This is a genomic window from Bradyrhizobium sp. ma5 (assembly GCF_042258955.1).
Lineage (GTDB): Bacteria > Pseudomonadota > Alphaproteobacteria > Rhizobiales > Xanthobacteraceae > Bradyrhizobium.
In genome coordinates, this window is the sequence record NZ_CP170156.1 from 1,900,795 (window position 1) to 1,915,538 (window position 14,744).

The window sequence follows — 14,744 nt, forward strand, 5'->3', positions numbered from 1 at the left end:
ACAAGCGGCCCGCTCGTCGCCTCGTTCGCGGTAACTAGACCAACGATCACCTCAAGAAAATGCCAGCCGCATCGTCTGAAGGGCATTGGAAGCCGAGTGTGCTGGCAAGGCGACACCTTAGTACGATGCGCGCAAAGGAAACCGCTCCCACCAACACCGACTTACACGCGACCTCGGCGATCTTGACATTCCTGTTATACCTGCTATATGATCATTCTAGCATTGCGATACACTCGGGGGAGACCTCAGAGAGACGAAGGATGTTCGCAAAAGCCTCTATAGTGACGGTCAGTGGAAGGGGTGAATGTCTTTGGGTGCTCGGCCGAGCGTCAGGTACTAACGACGAAATGTCTAGGTCGGCGACATTTTGGACCAGCTCGCGCGATCCGTTTGCTGCGCATTTCCGATCACCTCTTCTATCGTCCACCCGACTTGATCGTTGCGCCCCAGCTGAATCGAGTTGGACGCTATGATGCAAGATCTGGGCAAGCGCTCTGCACATTCTTGGGCAACGTCGGCTTGTCAAAATGAGCAGCCGCACGTTAAGAATGAGATTCTAGCTCGGCTTCCGCGGGAAGATCTTGCAGCATTGAGAAGGTATCTTGAGCCGATCGTCCTAAAAGGACGCATGGTGCTTCAGGAGCCCCGCAAGCAGCTTGATCACATCCATTTCGTAGAGAGTGGCCTCATTTCGCTTAGAATTGTTGCACCCGGGAGCATCCTCGAAACAGCGGTAATCGGACATCGCGGGGCAGTTGGCGCTCCCCTCTTAGCAATTGGCAACCTGTCAGCACATCAGTCGGTTGTACTTGTTCCCGGGAGCGCCCACAGGATACCCGTCGACGATTTGCGCATCGTCATGAAGACGCATCCGAAAATCCGTGAAACCCTCTTCCATTATATTCAAGCTCTTACGATGCACTGCGCTCAAACAGCGCTGTGTGGCGTTCGCCACGATCGAGAAAAGCGGCTGGCGACGTGGCTTTGCTTAGCAAGCGACGCCCTTGATGCCAACGTACTCCCTGTCACTCACGACTACCTTTCTTGCGTTTTGGGGCTGCGTCGCGCCGGCGTAACCGAAGCCCTAAACCGGTTTGAAGAGCAGGGCATGATCCGCAAAATGCGCGGCGTATTGCAAATTGATGGGCGCAAAAGCTTAGAGCAAATGGTGTGCTGTTGTTATAAGTTAATCTCAAGCGGGTACGCTCACACTGCATCGCAGCCTGATTTCATCGACTACTGAGACTTGGGCTGCCATGCGGGAAGTAATTTGCCAACAAGGCAGCCCAGCCCAAGTAACGAGTTCTATGGCGTTCACCATTGTGCGCAATTACTCACATGGTAGTCTGCGCTCGGCTTTGGCATTGCGCAATTTCCGAGGTAGTGGACGCGAAGTATCGGAATGCCGCGAGGCCATGGAAATTCACTCTCCATGATAGGCGTTCTTGTACGAGGCATCGTCACCATATTGGAGGGCTTGCATCGCCGGTTAGACCTACCTGGGCAAGTCGGAAACCGGCAGCCGATCGACGTAGCGAACGTACTCTTTGTAGCCATGGGACGTGGCAACCAGGACAATCCTAGCGCCCGACAGGATCGTCATGTTTCCTATCAGCGTGCGCAGGCCTGTGAGCGCGGCGACGCTTGAATGCTCTAGGTAGAGCCCCTCTCTTGCAATAATTCGTTGATCGGCCGCAACGTCATGATCGCTGACGTCGACCGATGAGCCCCCTACCATTTCAAGTGCGTGCAGCGACTGGTGCGTGACGCTGTCACCACCGATTGAAACCATTTCTGTATTGCCGGAAAAGTCCCTGACCATACCGTGGCCGGAGAGGGCGCCTCGAATACGAGGGTAGGGCTCAACTGCGTGGACTTTGGGAATCGCCCACACGAGGCCGGCGTCCTTCAGATCTTGATAACCTTGGCAGATCCCCCAGAGCAGATCTCCGCGGGCTGTTGGCACTACGATGTCTGTTGGTGGGTTCTTTCCGAGTTGCAAATGAAGCTCAAGTGCTATCGCACGATAGGCATCGACACCAAACGGATTACTCCCAACAGGAGGGATCTTGTAGTTTGTCACTGGATACCAGTCGCCTCTTCTGGCGTGATGTGCGATAAGCGCCCAGCGATCATCCGAATGTTCTGTCGCCATAAGGATCCCACCGTGCATCTCGATAGCTCGACGCCAGTTCGGGCTTATATCGGGAGTAGTAACAACCACGGATTTGAGGCCGGCCCGCGCGGCGTAGGCGGCCACCGAGACTCCCGCATTTCCGCTGGAGGCCACGGCGACCGTCTTGGCTCCGACATCGATAGCCCGCTGCACAACCATGCTTCCCATTCTGTCCTTATGAGAGCCTGTGGGATTGGCGAACTCATTTTTTGTATACAGCGCGTTCAGGCCTAGAGACTCTGCGAGTCGGGGTAGACTTGAGAGCGGTGTATTGCCTTCGCCTAAACTGGCTACCTGCGGGTATGAAAGCCAATCGCCAATCGTGTGAAATCCAAGAGGGGGGCGCTCGGCGTAGCGCAGCGCAACACTTGAAGGTGTACCGGCACGCAGGCAGGCGGGGCATCCCTCAAAATAGTCCATTACTGGGAGGGCGGCCTTACACGTAATGCACTGCATCCCAGTGATTCTGACGTTCATTTTGTTCGGCAAGAGCCCATCCTCTGGGTGGATAGCGAAACATTTCACTCTACCGGAAACTGGTGGAGCGCTTGGTAGAGCTTGTTGAGGGATCAAAGTCGTAGTTGGGTTCGGCAGGCCGTCTGGTGCAAAATTCCGAGGAGCGCCTACGCAAGCGCGCGCGATCCTATGCCTGGTGCAATCAGTCAAGCTAATTGACAGGTCGGTATACCTAGCATAGATTACTCACTTCGTCAACTAAAGTTGAGCAAAGATGGTTGTTTCAGAAGCCTGCCGCCGAGGCGCTCTAATCGCGCTGGTGCTTTCGAATGGGCACGCGAGTAGAGAGCTGCCCCGCGCATCGCTTCTCAAAGATCGTTTGCGCGATCTCGCCAAGGTCCTAAAAAGCGGAAGTGTCCGAAGGAGCCTTAAGATAGGCACTAGCCAAGTTACGGCTTTAGGGAAAATGCCACGATGAGGCCCTCCCCCTGAGGAGCGTCTACCAAACGCTTATCTGTAAGAAGACCTGCCGTAACTAGCTGGGAGAGGAGCAGGACTCATGAGCTTTCTGGACATCATGTCCGGCATTTTTGAAGGATTTGGCGTTACTGCCAAAGTGACGCTACTTGGGTTGCTTTACGCGATACCGTTCGCCTTGGTAGCTGGCGTGTTTCAGCACTTTGCTAAGGGCATTTACCGGTTGATTGTTACAGCGGTTATCGAGTTCTGGCGCAGTTCACCGGTCATCGTGCTCCTGTACGCTTTCTACTATTCGCTACCTGCATTCGGCATCTTCCTTTCGGCTGTCACCGTTGGTGCAATGGTGCTGGGTCTAAATGCAGGCGGATATGCGAGCCAATCTGTGCGCGCCGCACTGCAGGCCCTTGACCGAGGACAAGGTGAAGCAGGTTTAGCCCTGGGACTAAGTCGCTTCGACGTCCTTCGACTAATAGAGTTGCCTCAAGCAATCAGGACTATGATCCCAACGTTTATAAATGAGGCCATCCAATTGATCAAAGGAACGGCACTGGTTTCGCTCATCACTCTCACAGATATGACTTTTCGCGCCAAGCAGATCGCGCAGTTGGATTACAATCCTGTCGGGATCTACTCAGGTCTTCTGCTGTCTTACCTGATCATTTGCTATCCCGTGACCATTCTCGGGCGTTATGTATCACACGGAACGGCAGGAAGGCAGATCGATGGGCTTTGATTTCGGCTTTGCCATCAAGATCGTTCCTCACGTGTTGGAGGGGATTGGGAACACGATAGCGGTCGCGATTCTCAGCTTCATCGGTGCTACTGCGCTTGGCTTTGTTTGGGAGATACTTCGGCGCTCACATCCAGTTGTCCGTCCGGTCGTGCAATTGATAGTCGATGCGATCCGATCAACGCCTGCGCTGGTTCAGATCTACTTCCTTTTCTTCGTACTGCCTTACTATGGGGTTGTCTTGCCTGCGCTATTCGTCGGGGTTTTCGGCATCAGCTTTTATTACTCGGGTTACTTATCTGAGGTCTTCAAAGCTGGCATTGACGCGATTCCTCAGGGACAGCGAGAAGCTGCGCAAACTCTGGGGCTTAGCTGGCCTGACACGGTACGCTTTGTAATCGTACCACAGATGCTCCGCAACGTCGCCGCGCCGCTAGGATCGTACTCTGTCGCGATCCTCAAAACTACACCGCTGCTCGCCGTGATCGCAGTTCCGGAGATGTTGGGCAGCGCGTTTGATGTGGCCTCTGACACCTACAGGTATGCCGAGCCAATGCTTGTGGCCGGCGTTCTGTTCCTCATCTTGGCTTTAATCGCAGTCGCCTTTGTAACACTTGTCGAGAGACGTCTGGGGCTCATCGGCTCGTCTCGCTAGACTCGCTTGGGGAAAACAAAATGGGAGGAGCAATGGCATCAAAGATCACGAACCTGAAGACAAACGCGATCCAACTGCACGCAACAGAGGCGCCGATCGCAGTGCAGATCGACGATGTTTCGAAATGGTATGGGTCATTTCAAGTACTTCGAGACGTTAATCTCGAGGTCGCCGTCGGCGAACGGATCGTGGTGTGTGGTCCTTCGGGTTCCGGTAAATCGACCTTAATCCGGTGCGTCAATCAGCTGGAAACACATGAGAAGGGCAAAATCCTTGTAAACGGCACTGAAGTACGCGCCGGGATGCGAGGGTTAGCGGAGGTACGTCGTGACGTTGGGATGGTTTTCCAGCAGTTCAACCTTTTCCCGCATTTGACGGTGATCGAGAACTGCACATTAGCTTTGGTCCACGCACGGAAGACGCCCCGCAGGGCAGCTGAAGAAGTCGCTATGAAGAACCTAGAACGCGTCCGCATCCCCGAGCAGGCAAGGAAATACCCCCGTCAATTGTCAGGAGGCCAGCAGCAGCGAGTGGCGATTGCAAGGGCGCTCTGTATGAAGCCGAAGATCATGCTGTTCGATGAACCTACTTCGGCCCTCGATCCCGAGATGATCAAGGAGGTCCTCGATGTGATGACCAGCCTTGCCAGGGACGGCATGACCATGATCTGCGTCACGCACGAAATGGGGTTCGCGCGCGAGATCGCGGATAGAGTTGTCTTCATGGATCGGGGAGAGATCGTAGAGTGCGCGGCCCCCGCGCACTTCTTCAGCCATCCGGAACATGAGCGAACCAAGAAGTTCCTTGGCCAATTGTTGCGTTAGGGTTCGCTCTTGTAAAGTTCCTGCTGTGGTCCAGAGCTCCGAGGAATGCGCGAGGCCGGGATTACAGAGCGCGCATCCGCGCGTAAGACGTCAGTGTGAGTGGGCGATTGACGTCGTTGGCGTCGCGTCGAAGCACTGCTCAGGCGTTGGTACTGCGGGCTCGGATCGTCCTGGCCTGCGCTGAGGGCAAGCAGAGCAAAGTCGTGGCGGCCCGTCTGGCTGTCGATCCCGACTCGGTCGGCAAGTGGCGGCTGCGCTTCGTCGAGCATCGGCTTGAAGGTCTTTGGGACGAGTCGCGATCGGGACGCCGCGCACTATTGAGGATGCCCGGATCGAAGCGGTGATCATCCGCCCCCTTGAGACCCAGCCTCCCGACGCCACCCACTGGAGTTCGCCAGCATGGCGCGGGCCAGCGGGCTGTCATTCGCAACAGCACAGCGGATATGGCGCGTCTTCGGCCTGCAGCCGCATCGGTTGGAGACCTTCAAGCTCTCAACCGATCCCGACTTCGTCGCCAAGGTTCGCGACATCGTCGGCCCTTACGTAATTCCGCCCGAGCCCGCCATCGTACTGTGTGTCTATGAGAAGTCGCAAATTCAGGCGCTGGACCGCAGCCAGCCCATGCGACCTGGCCAACCGGCGCGCCGTTTCACGACTACAACGCCATGGCGTCACATCGCTGTTTGCCGTCCTCGACATCGCAACGGGCCGGGTCATTGGCAAATGCTATGGACGCCATCGTGCCAAGAGTTCCGCAAGTCTCTTGATGCGATCGAAGCCGCTGTTCCAGACGATCTGGACGTCCGACTCGTCATGGACAATTACGCAACCCACAAGACACCGTTGATCCGCAACTGGCTGGCCAAGAGGCCGCGCTGGCACGTCCACCTAACGCCAACCAGTTCATCCTGGCTCAATCAGGTCGAACGCTTCTGCTCTTACAACTCGCCTGCGAAGGTTCAATTGCCGTGAACTTTTGGTTTGGGACTAGCGCCCAATCGAATTCTGGCGATCGCTGCAGCTTAAAACAACATATGCTTGGTATACCCAAGATCAAGACGCTACCGCGGCAAACGAATGACGGTGGTCTGCACCGCTATCGCCCGTGAACTGGTCGGTTCATGTGGGCGGTTGCCTGGCAAGTGCAGACAGCCTGACGGGGCGCCCTTCTTATCATCGTGCATGGGGGAGGGGGGACCACGGCAGAGGGAATGCCTGTCAGACGCTTTGTGGCCGGCAAGAACGGCGACGCCCACAGTAAGATAGGAGAAGACCTCGGACGCACAATCGGGAATGCGGTAGCCAATCCGCGCATCAGAGCTTGATCACCGACGTGCTTCGGCTCCGCCTCCACCTATGTGCGTGTTTCGGCAATTTCCGGACAGCAATTTCGGTAATTCGCGGACAGCGATTTCAGTAATTCCGGGACAGGGATTCCGCTAAATCGCGGACAGTTGCGGGAGGTTGGTTTTCGGGAGCGCCGTTCAGGCAATGTTCTCTCTCAAGCTGTGAGTTTGAGAGGGGCAATGCCGAGACGGAAGCAAGCGAAACGAACCACTGTGAAGGACCTACGATCGATCCTGAGGCTGACGTACGAGCAGGACCTGTCGGTTCGGGAGATCTCGGAACGGCTGCAGATCAGCAAGAGTTCGGTTGCCACCTACCTGCTGCGAGCGCGTGAAGCGGGTTTGAGCTGGCCGCTGCCGCCGATTTACGAGAGCGAGGCGGCCTTGCAGCGAGCCTTGTTCCGGCGGGTCGGGCGGCCCCCGCAGGACTTGAGCGAGCCTGAGTGGCCACGGGTGGCGCAGGAGCTCAAGCGCAAGGGCGTGACGCTGACGCTGCTGTGGCAGGAATACCGGACGGCGCATCCCGACGGCTATGGTTACACGTGGTTCTGCGAGAAGTTTGACGCCTATCGGCGCCGGGCGAACCCGACCTTCCGTCATCGCCACGCGGCGGGTGCAGTGATGCAGACCGACTATGCGGGTCCGACGGTGGAGGTGATCGATCCGCAAACCGGCGAGATCCGTCAGGCGCAGATATTTGTCGCGGTGCTCGGGGCCTCGTCGCTGACCTTCGCTATGGGGAGCTTCGGTCAGCGACTACCAGATTGGATCGAAGGCCAGACCCGGGCCTTGTCGTACTTCGGCGGAGTTCCCAGGGCGATCGTCTGCGACAATCTGAAGGCCGGGGTCGTCAAGGCGTTGTGGTTCGAGCCGACGCTCAACCAAACCTTTGCCGCCATGGCCGAGCACTACGACACGACGATTTTGCCGACCCGCAGCCGCAAGCCGCGCGACAAGGGCAAGGTTGAAGGCGCGGTGCTGATTGTTGAGCGCTGGATTCTGGCACGGCTGCGCCATCGGCGGTTCTTCAACCTGACCGATCTCAATACTGCGATCGCCGGTTTGCTGGAGGAGCTGAACCATCGGCCGATGCGCCATATCGGCAAATCCCGCCGGCAGCTGTTCGAGGAGATCGAGCGCGCTGCGTTGACGCCGTTGCCGGGCGAGCCGTTCGAATACGCCGAATGGAAAACGGCGAAGGTCCACCCCGATTATCACGTCGAAGTCGACAAGACCTTTTACTCGGTGCCGCACCGGCTGATCGGCCGTCGGGTGGACGTCCGGCTCACCTATCGAGCCGTCGAGATCTTCCAGGATCACACGCGTGTTGCCAGCCATGTGCGCCGCTCTCAGCGCAGCGGCCATGTCACCGTGAACGAGCACATGCCCAAGGCCCATCAGCGTTACGCCAATATGACGCCGGCGAGCTTGATCAAGATGGCAGCGCGGATCGGCGTCAACGCCGCCACGCTGGTCGAGCGGATGATGCGTGAGCGCCCGCATCCCGAGCAGGGTTATCGCTCCGCCATGGGGATCATCGCCCTGGCGCGGCGCTACGAGCGCGATCGGCTCGAAGCAGCTTGCGAGCGGGCACTCGTCATCAACGCGATCAGCTACTCCTCGGTGAGCGCGATCCTCAAATCCGGGCTCGACCGCGCGAGCCCTGCTGCCGCCCCCGTCAAAGCCACCCCCTCGCACGCCAACATCCGTGGTGGGGGCTATTATCAATGAAGGAAAGGACCATCGCGATGCTGACCCACCCGACCCTCGACCAGATGCAGGCGCTCGGCCTTGCCGGAATGGCGGCCGCCTACCGGCAATTGGCCGAACAGGACAATGCCGCCGATCTCAGCCGCGACGAGTGGCTCGGCCTGATGCTCGATCGCGAAGCCGCCATGCGCGCCGACCGGCGCCTGACCAATCGGCTGGCCGCAGCCAAGCTGCGCTTCATCGACGCCTGTATCGAAGACGTCGACTTCGCGTCCCGCCGCGGTCTTGACCGGCGCAACACCCTGCAGCTGGCGCAAGGCGCCTGGCTGAAAGCCCATGAGAACTTCATCATCACCGGCCTGACCGGGACTGGCAAAACTTGGCTGGCGTGCGCCTTCGGACGCCAGGCGGCCAGGCTCGATCATTCCGTCCTCTATTTGCGTATGCCGCGCCTGTTCGAAGACCTCGCCATGGCCCGTCTCGATGGTCGCTTCCCGCGCCTCATCGATAAGCTCGCACGTGTCCAGTTGCTCATCCTCGACGATTGGGGCACCCACACCCTCAATGACCAGCAGCGCCTTGATCTCCTCGAAATCTTCGAAGAGCGCTACAGGCGCAAATCGACCTTGATTACCGCTCAGCTGCCCGTTGCCCAATGGCACGACATGATCGGCGAGCCAACCATCGCAGATGCTATCCTCGACCGGATCATCCACAACTCCCACCGTATCGCCCTCGAAGGCGACAGCATGCGAAGGAAAAAAGCTGCGCGCCCCTTGACCGACGTCGAAAACAGCGAAACGAATACCAACTGACTTCAACAACCAGGCAACCAAAAGCCAGCGCCGCCACGCTGTCCGCGATTTAGCGAAACTGCTGTCCGTCAGTTAGCGAAACCGCTGTCCCGTTTTTGCGAAATACGCAACCTATGCACGACAATCTCTATGAACAGCCCGATCGACGATCGGACAATGCTCTGCGTTCTAATTCTTGACCGCGGACATCAGAGCGTCGTTCTCAGGCCACGGCTTTCAGGGCTGGAGTGCGGTAGGCCCAGGGCAGTAGCTGGTCGATGTCGCGGTTTGGATGCCCGTTGACGATCCTGGTCAGGACGTCGGTGAGATAAGCGAGCGGATCTACGTCGTTGAGCTTGCAAGTCTCGACCAGGGACGCGACGACAGCCCAGTGTTCGGCACCACCGTCGGATACGGCAAACAGCGCGTTCTTGCGACTGAGCTTGATACCAGGGATTGATCGTTCGACGGTACGCATACGACGAAGCACGACGAAGGCCGCCAGATTGGCACATGCGCGTGAGAGCGGCGAGTTCTATGATGGCTGGGCGTTGCGTGAGGGTCAGGCGGCCTGCTGATCTGTGGGTTTGTCGGCTTTGCGCAGGAGCTTCCATTCCCAGGGCAGCAGTTCGTGCAGACGCGATGCGGGAAGATCGGCGATACGGGCGAGGACGTCGGCGAGCCAGGCCTTGGGATCGACGTCGTTGAGGCGACAGGTCGTGATCATCGTCAGCATGATGGCGGCACGGTCGGCGCCACGCTGGCTGCCGGCGAAGGTCCAGTTGCGCCTTCCCAATGCGATGCCTCTCAATGCGCGCTCAGCACAATTGTTGGTCAAGCAGATCCTGCCATCGTCGAGGAAGCGGGCGAAGTCGTCCCAGCGCCTGAGCATGTAATTCATAGGCTTCAGGACCTCGGAGGAGCGCGAGAGGGTTTCGCGCTCATGCAGCAACCAGGCGTGCATGTCCTCGAGAAGCGGCTTGCTCTTTTCCTGGCGCACGGCGCGCCGCTCGTCGGCGCCGCGGCCGTTAATGGCGCGCTCGATCTCGAACAACGCATCGAGGCGTCTGACCGCCTCCAGCGCGATCGGAGAGACCGGTTTGCCCTTGTGGCCTTCCCGGGCGCTCTTCTCGATGTCGGCCAGCTCGAAGAAGCCCCGCCGCGCATGGGCGAAGCAGAACGCCGGCGTAATCGGCAGCACCTTCTTCTGCGGGTCGAACAGCGGCTCGAAGCCGTTGTAGCAGTCGGCTTGCAGGATACCGGCGAAGGCGGCCAGATGCTTCTGGGGATGCTCGCCTCGTCGATCGCTCGAGGCGTAATAGACCGCCGCCGGCGGCGCAGGCCCGGCAAAGGGCCGGTCATCCCGCACATAAGTCCAGATCCGCCCGGTCGTGCACTTGCCCTTCGCCAGGATACGGATGGTGGTGTCATCGCCATGAAGGCGCTCAGCAGCGAGCATATGGCGTTCGATCAAGTGGAAGAGCGGCATGACGGCGAAGGTCCCGTGGCCGACCTGGTCGGCCAGCGTCGACAGCGGCAAATCGATCCTCTCGGCCTTAAAGCGCGCACTCTGGCGGTTGAGCGGGATATGCATGCCGAACTTGTCGAACAGGATCGTCGCCAGCAATTGTGGGCCGATGAAGCCGCGCGGCGTGGCATGGAACGGCGCAGGCGGCTGGCTGATCTTCTCGCAATCGCGGCAGGTGAACTTCTCGCGCACTGTCTCGATGACCTTGAAGCGACGCGGGATCTCCTCCAGCGTCTTGGTCACATCCTCGCCGACCTTCGCCAGCCGCGATCCGCCGCAACAGGCGCAGCTCGTCGGAGCGTCAATGACGACGCGCTCGTGTTCGATGTCGTCCGGCCAGGGCTTGCGCACCGGCCGCTTGCGCGTGAAGGGGCGGACGTTCTGCGTCTTCGCCGCTGCGGCCTGCGCGGCAAGCTCATCCTCGCTCGCCGTGGCGACGAGGTCTTCGAGCTCCAGTTCCAACTGCTCGAGCAGCCGCGCCGTGCGCTCGGAGCGCTGCCCGTACAGTTCGCGTTTGAGCTTCTTGATCCGCAGCTCTAGATGCGCGACCAGCGCCTCGTTGTCCGACAGCTCCGCCCGCGCACTGGCAGCCACCGCCTCAGCTCGCAGCCGCGCCTCACGCTCGGCCTGCAGCGCCGCCAGGGCACTGACAAGGTCCGATGGAAGATCGTCCGGCTTTGATATCATGAAGCCATTGAATCAGATCAAGCAGCAGATTCAAACCTGTAAAACGACTAACCGACCCGCGTCGGACGCCGGGTTTCTTGAGGGTTGCGCCAATCGATCCCGGACAACAGATAGCTCAATTGCGCCGCAGAGATCGTTACCGATTCACCGGCAACCGATGGCCAGATGAACCTTCCTCTCTCGAGTCTTTTGGTAAACAGGCATGCTCCCTGGCCATCGTGCCAGATCATCTTCACAAGATCGCTGCGGCGACCGCGGAAGACGAACAGATGACCGCCCAGCGGGTCTTTGCGCAACACCTCCTGCACTTGGAGTGCCAACGACGGAAAGCCTCTGCGCATATCCGTGTAGCCTGTCGCGAGCCACACTCGCGTATAGCGCGACGATCAGGATGAGAGCGGCGTATTGCCTCATGGAGGAATGTTCCCGAAGGCGCGATTGTTGCCTCATTTATTTTGCTCCCCAGAGGACGGACGGTCGGTACGGGGGAGGCCGGTCGTGGAGCTGGTCGGGGTTGCGCAACGACCGGCCTCCCCCGTACCGGAGGGCGGGCGCGGTCACCGTACGACCTGTGTCGCGTCGATCTGCGCCGCATGATCCGCCGATCCAAACAGCAGCGCGCTTGCCTGCTCGCTGCGCCAGGATTTGAGGCGGCGCTGAAGCGTTCGCAGCAGCTTGTCCGGGTACGCGCCCGGATATTTCGCCTGTAACCTCGTCAGGAGCTCGGCGCCGGTTCGCCACGGCTCGGCCTTGAACCACTCCTGCAGCTGTGGGGTCGCCTGAACGAGCGGATCAGGGCGACGGCGACCTCGCTTCACTTTGAGGATCGGCCGGTCCGTCGGTCGAGAGCGGCCCTCTTTCCACGCCGTTCGCAAGCTGGCGAGGAACAGGTCGATCGGCGGTGCCGCAGCAGCAATCGAACCACCCGCCGGCTTCACATCGGCGAGGTCGGCCAGACGTTGCTGCGCGGCCCGGATGTCGCGCAGCAACGCGACCGGGTCCAAGTTGGCGCAGATTTCCTGCAGTCGGTCCCGAACCGCATCGGGGGTGCGTCGGTCGGTTGCCAGCCTTTGATGCGGTGTCGCTGGTGCGCTGTAAGATTTACGCACGCGTGCGCCATCGCGCTGTTTTCCGATCAGCTTGAACGACGGCTGGAAGAAGTTCACGAACAGGCGCACTGAGCGATAGAGTTCTGCGAGCAACGCAGCCGCCTCGAGCCCCTCAAACCGCCGATAACCGACCATCCGTCGGACCACGGCTCCGTTCTTCTGTTCGACAAACGCCTGGTCGTTCTTGCGGTAAGGCCGGCAACGGGTGAAGACAATGTTCGCCTGCTCGCAATACGCTTTCAGCGTCTCGTTTATGAACACGGAATCATTATCGGTATCGATGCCCTGGAGCAAAAACGGCAGCTGTCGCCGAAGTTCTGTCAACACGGTGCTCAGGAGCGTTTGCTCGCGCACCAGCAGCGGCGCACACTCCGTCCAACCGGTGGCAATATCCGTAAGCACCAGCGTCTGGATAAAACTGCCGCGCGCCGAGGGTCCGCTGTGGGCAACCAAATCGGCTTCGACAAAGCCCGGCGCCGGATCATCCCAGTCGGCCGACGTCCGTACCGGGATGCTCCGTCGCAACGTGCTTGCCACCGGCCGACAGCGCTGGCGCCCGTCCTCCTGTCGGATCTTGCCCAGCGCCCGGTCGATCGTGGACGCGCTCATCGTCAACAGTTTCGCGCGGATTTCAGGCGCCAGGCCCATGTGGCCGTTCCGTTCCATCGACTCGATCAGGAGCGGCAGCAGCGCTTTCAGTCTCTTGCCGCAAATCCGGTCCGAGGCCTCCCAAAGAACTACCAGCGCATTTCGTTCAGCTTCCTCGTAAATCCGGCGACGGGTGCGCCGAACCGAGGATTGCCCGATATCGCCTCGGAGCAGGCGCATCGCATGCTTTCGATGGAAGCCCGTCACAACCACAAACTCGTCGAGAATTCGCACCTTCTCCGCGCGGCTCGCCTCCCTGTAGCGCTGCCCCACAGCGGCCGTCAGTTCTCTTCGAGTCGCCATGCTCAGTTGCCTCATTATCGCCCCCGCAGTCCCATTCCACTGGGGAGCAAATTACGTGAGGCAACGGCCCAGCATTCAGGAACATTTCAGGCGGCGCAATGCGGCGTCTCACCCTGATCGCCGCCGCGCACTCGCGCGCCTGTCGGAACCGGGATCATCGGCGCACCAGGGCATCGAGAACTCGCCGCAGCGCGTCTCCATCAACGTCACCGTCGACCCGGATGCGGTGTCCGCTACCGAGATCAATCTCGATGATGCCCTGGCTCCTCCGTCGACGCGCCGTCGCCGTCGTCAATGGCGCTTCGGCCACATCCCGCGGCGGCACAGACGGCCCAATCTCGACCGGCACCAACGGCGCTACACTCGTTTCACTGTGCTTGCAAAGCTCTTTGCGCCACCTGAACAGCTGGCTCACATGAAGGCCGGCCATGCGAGCCACCTCGGAAACAGTGGCTCCGGGCTCGAGCGATGCTGCAACTAGCCGTTCCTTCTCATCCTGTGACCACCGACGCCGCCGCTCGACCGTTGTGATCACCTCTGCCCGCGAAATCGTCATAGCGCTTCTCCTAGGATTACCCCTAGGACCTGCAGCGCTCGCGTCCGTCAAACAAGGCGGCCCTCAATGGAGGGATACGTTCGACGGTATTGTTGTCGAGTTCGATGCGGCCGTCATCGATGAAGCGCGTTAACGCGCACGCGACAGCCGCCTAGCTCGATCTCGATGATTCCGGCCCTTGCGCGCTGCCCAGGAGGCGAAGACGACGATTGCGGCACCTCCATCAATGTCGGAGCTGGCGCTGAAGCGATCTCGACAGGAACAAGAGCCGGCACGTCCCGCCACATAAGCAGTCCTGGGCGCCTGCCGACGCCAAGTAAACAGTTAGGCTCGGAGCCACTCCATACCGGCGCGAACCCCACAAACAGTCTCACCAGCTTGCAAGGTCTCTTCGACCAGACGAACCTTCTCGTGTAACTCCATCGGCGCCGACGCTCGGCGCCCAGTACCTTCACCTGCATTCGCTGCGTGACCTTAAAGCTAGACTTAAGGTTCACATCCTCAGAAAGACGGACAAACTACACAAGGCGGCCGCCGCCGGAGGACCGCTGGAGGGGAGACCCCTACCAGGGCGCTAACGCCGACGATCCGGCTGGCTCATTCGGCTCCCCCGAAGGCACTTGGAGCACTTTTCGCTATACCGAAACGGGGAGCCGGCTTTGCTCCTAGCGAAAGCGGTTTGGGCGCATTTTTGTAGCTGAAATTCAAGTATGGATCTACCGGGTGTCGACAGGACCGGACC

General features: G+C 59.5%; 13 protein-coding genes and 1 pseudogene. 8 read left to right on the forward strand and 6 right to left on the reverse strand.

Annotation, left to right across the window (positions count from 1 at the left end; all coding sequences use genetic code 11):
* Positions 1 to 472: 472 nt before the first annotated feature.
* Entirely contained in the window at positions 473 to 1,243 is a 771-nt protein-coding gene (locus ACE103_RS08870; protein ID WP_375779112.1) for a Crp/Fnr family transcriptional regulator, read from the forward strand.
* 252 nt (positions 1,244 to 1,495) lie between these two features.
* Here ACE103_RS08870 and ACE103_RS08875 read toward each other — a convergent pair whose 3' ends face one another.
* Positions 1,496 to 2,596 carry a pyridoxal-phosphate dependent enzyme gene (locus tag ACE103_RS08875; RefSeq protein WP_375779113.1) on the reverse strand — a complete coding sequence of 367 codons (1,101 nt, stop codon included), beginning with the start codon at positions 2,594 to 2,596 and terminating at the stop codon, positions 1,496 to 1,498.
* A gap of 595 nt (positions 2,597 to 3,191) precedes the next feature.
* Here ACE103_RS08875 and ACE103_RS08880 point away from each other — a divergent pair.
* The 7 genes from ACE103_RS08880 (at position 3,192) to istB (ending at position 9,192) form a co-directional block, all read left to right on the forward strand.
* The gene (locus ACE103_RS08880; RefSeq protein WP_375779114.1) at positions 3,192 to 3,845 is read left to right on the forward strand and encodes an amino acid ABC transporter permease; all 654 of its coding nucleotides are present in this window, start codon (positions 3,192 to 3,194) and stop codon (positions 3,843 to 3,845) included.
* Positions 3,835 to 4,497 (forward strand): ectoine/hydroxyectoine ABC transporter permease subunit EhuD, encoded by a 663-nt coding sequence (gene ehuD, locus ACE103_RS08885; protein ID WP_375779115.1) that lies wholly within the window; start codon positions 3,835 to 3,837, stop codon positions 4,495 to 4,497. Before ACE103_RS08880 ends, ehuD begins: the two co-directional genes overlap by 11 nt.
* Positions 4,498 to 4,517: 20 nt before the next feature.
* Positions 4,518 to 5,321, forward strand: coding sequence for an amino acid ABC transporter ATP-binding protein (locus ACE103_RS08890; protein ID WP_375779116.1), 804 nt, complete (start codon positions 4,518 to 4,520; stop codon positions 5,319 to 5,321).
* A 203-nt stretch (positions 5,322 to 5,524) separates the two neighbouring features.
* Positions 5,525 to 5,665, forward strand: coding sequence for a hypothetical protein (locus ACE103_RS08895; RefSeq protein WP_375781055.1), 141 nt, complete (start codon positions 5,525 to 5,527; stop codon positions 5,663 to 5,665).
* A 55-nt stretch (positions 5,666 to 5,720) separates the two neighbouring features.
* Positions 5,721 to 6,293, forward strand: a complete 573-nt coding sequence (locus ACE103_RS08900) for a transposase (RefSeq protein ID WP_375779117.1) — start codon at positions 5,721 to 5,723, stop codon at positions 6,291 to 6,293.
* A 554-nt stretch (positions 6,294 to 6,847) separates the two neighbouring features.
* The gene (gene istA / locus ACE103_RS08905; protein WP_375781039.1) at positions 6,848 to 8,398 is read left to right on the forward strand and encodes an IS21 family transposase; all 1,551 of its coding nucleotides are present in this window, start codon (positions 6,848 to 6,850) and stop codon (positions 8,396 to 8,398) included.
* A 17-nt stretch (positions 8,399 to 8,415) separates the two neighbouring features.
* Positions 8,416 to 9,192: an IS21-like element helper ATPase IstB gene (gene istB / locus ACE103_RS08910; RefSeq protein ID WP_375781038.1), complete on the forward strand. Its 777-nt coding sequence runs from the start codon at positions 8,416 to 8,418 to the stop codon at positions 9,190 to 9,192.
* A 202-nt stretch (positions 9,193 to 9,394) separates the two neighbouring features.
* On the opposite strand, the pseudogene ACE103_RS08915 reads toward istB, so the two are convergent.
* The 5 genes and pseudogenes from ACE103_RS08915 to ACE103_RS08935 form a co-directional block, all read right to left on the reverse strand.
* A pseudogene (locus ACE103_RS08915) lies at positions 9,395 to 9,640 on the reverse strand (transposase domain-containing protein); the annotation flags it as partial.
* 93 nt (positions 9,641 to 9,733) lie between these two features.
* A complete protein-coding gene (locus ACE103_RS08920; protein WP_375779118.1) occupies positions 9,734 to 11,386 on the reverse strand; it encodes an IS66 family transposase in 1,653 nt (550 codons plus the stop codon).
* Positions 11,387 to 11,433: 47 nt separating this feature from the next.
* Positions 11,434 to 11,706 (reverse strand): IS66 family insertion sequence element accessory protein TnpB, encoded by a 273-nt coding sequence (tnpB, locus tag ACE103_RS08925; RefSeq protein WP_375779119.1) that lies wholly within the window; start codon positions 11,704 to 11,706, stop codon positions 11,434 to 11,436.
* A 237-nt stretch (positions 11,707 to 11,943) separates the two neighbouring features.
* On the reverse strand, positions 11,944 to 13,461 hold the full coding sequence (locus ACE103_RS08930) for an ISNCY family transposase (RefSeq protein WP_375779029.1): 1,518 nt from the start codon (positions 13,459 to 13,461) through the stop codon (positions 11,944 to 11,946).
* A 139-nt stretch (positions 13,462 to 13,600) separates the two neighbouring features.
* Positions 13,601 to 14,002, reverse strand: a complete 402-nt coding sequence (locus tag ACE103_RS08935; protein WP_375779120.1) for a transposase — start codon at positions 14,000 to 14,002, stop codon at positions 13,601 to 13,603.
* Positions 14,003 to 14,744: the final 742 nt, after the last annotated feature.

What these genes read in the sequence shown, in the direction of transcription:
- ACE103_RS08890 (WP_375779116.1), top strand. Translation starts at nt 4,518, where the DNA reads ATGGGAGGAGCAATGGCATCAAAGATCACGAACCTGAAGACAAACGCG.
- ACE103_RS08930 (WP_375779029.1), bottom strand. Translation starts at nt 13,461, where the DNA reads ATGAGGCAACTGAGCATGGCGACTCGAAGAGAACTGACGGCCGCTGTG.
- istA (WP_375781039.1), top strand. Translation starts at nt 6,848, where the DNA reads ATGCCGAGACGGAAGCAAGCGAAACGAACCACTGTGAAGGACCTACGA.
- istB (WP_375781038.1), top strand. Translation starts at nt 8,416, where the DNA reads ATGCTGACCCACCCGACCCTCGACCAGATGCAGGCGCTCGGCCTTGCC.
- ACE103_RS08870 (WP_375779112.1), top strand. Translation starts at nt 473, where the DNA reads ATGCAAGATCTGGGCAAGCGCTCTGCACATTCTTGGGCAACGTCGGCT.
- ehuD (WP_375779115.1), top strand. Translation starts at nt 3,835, where the DNA reads ATGGGCTTTGATTTCGGCTTTGCCATCAAGATCGTTCCTCACGTGTTG.
- ACE103_RS08920 (WP_375779118.1), bottom strand. Translation starts at nt 11,386, where the DNA reads ATGATATCAAAGCCGGACGATCTTCCATCGGACCTTGTCAGTGCCCTG.
- ACE103_RS08880 (WP_375779114.1), top strand. Translation starts at nt 3,192, where the DNA reads ATGAGCTTTCTGGACATCATGTCCGGCATTTTTGAAGGATTTGGCGTT.
- ACE103_RS08935 (WP_375779120.1), bottom strand. Translation starts at nt 14,002, where the DNA reads ATGACGATTTCGCGGGCAGAGGTGATCACAACGGTCGAGCGGCGGCGT.
- ACE103_RS08875 (WP_375779113.1), bottom strand. Translation starts at nt 2,596, where the DNA reads ATGGACTATTTTGAGGGATGCCCCGCCTGCCTGCGTGCCGGTACACCT.
- ACE103_RS08900 (WP_375779117.1), top strand. Translation starts at nt 5,721, where the DNA reads ATGGCGCGGGCCAGCGGGCTGTCATTCGCAACAGCACAGCGGATATGG.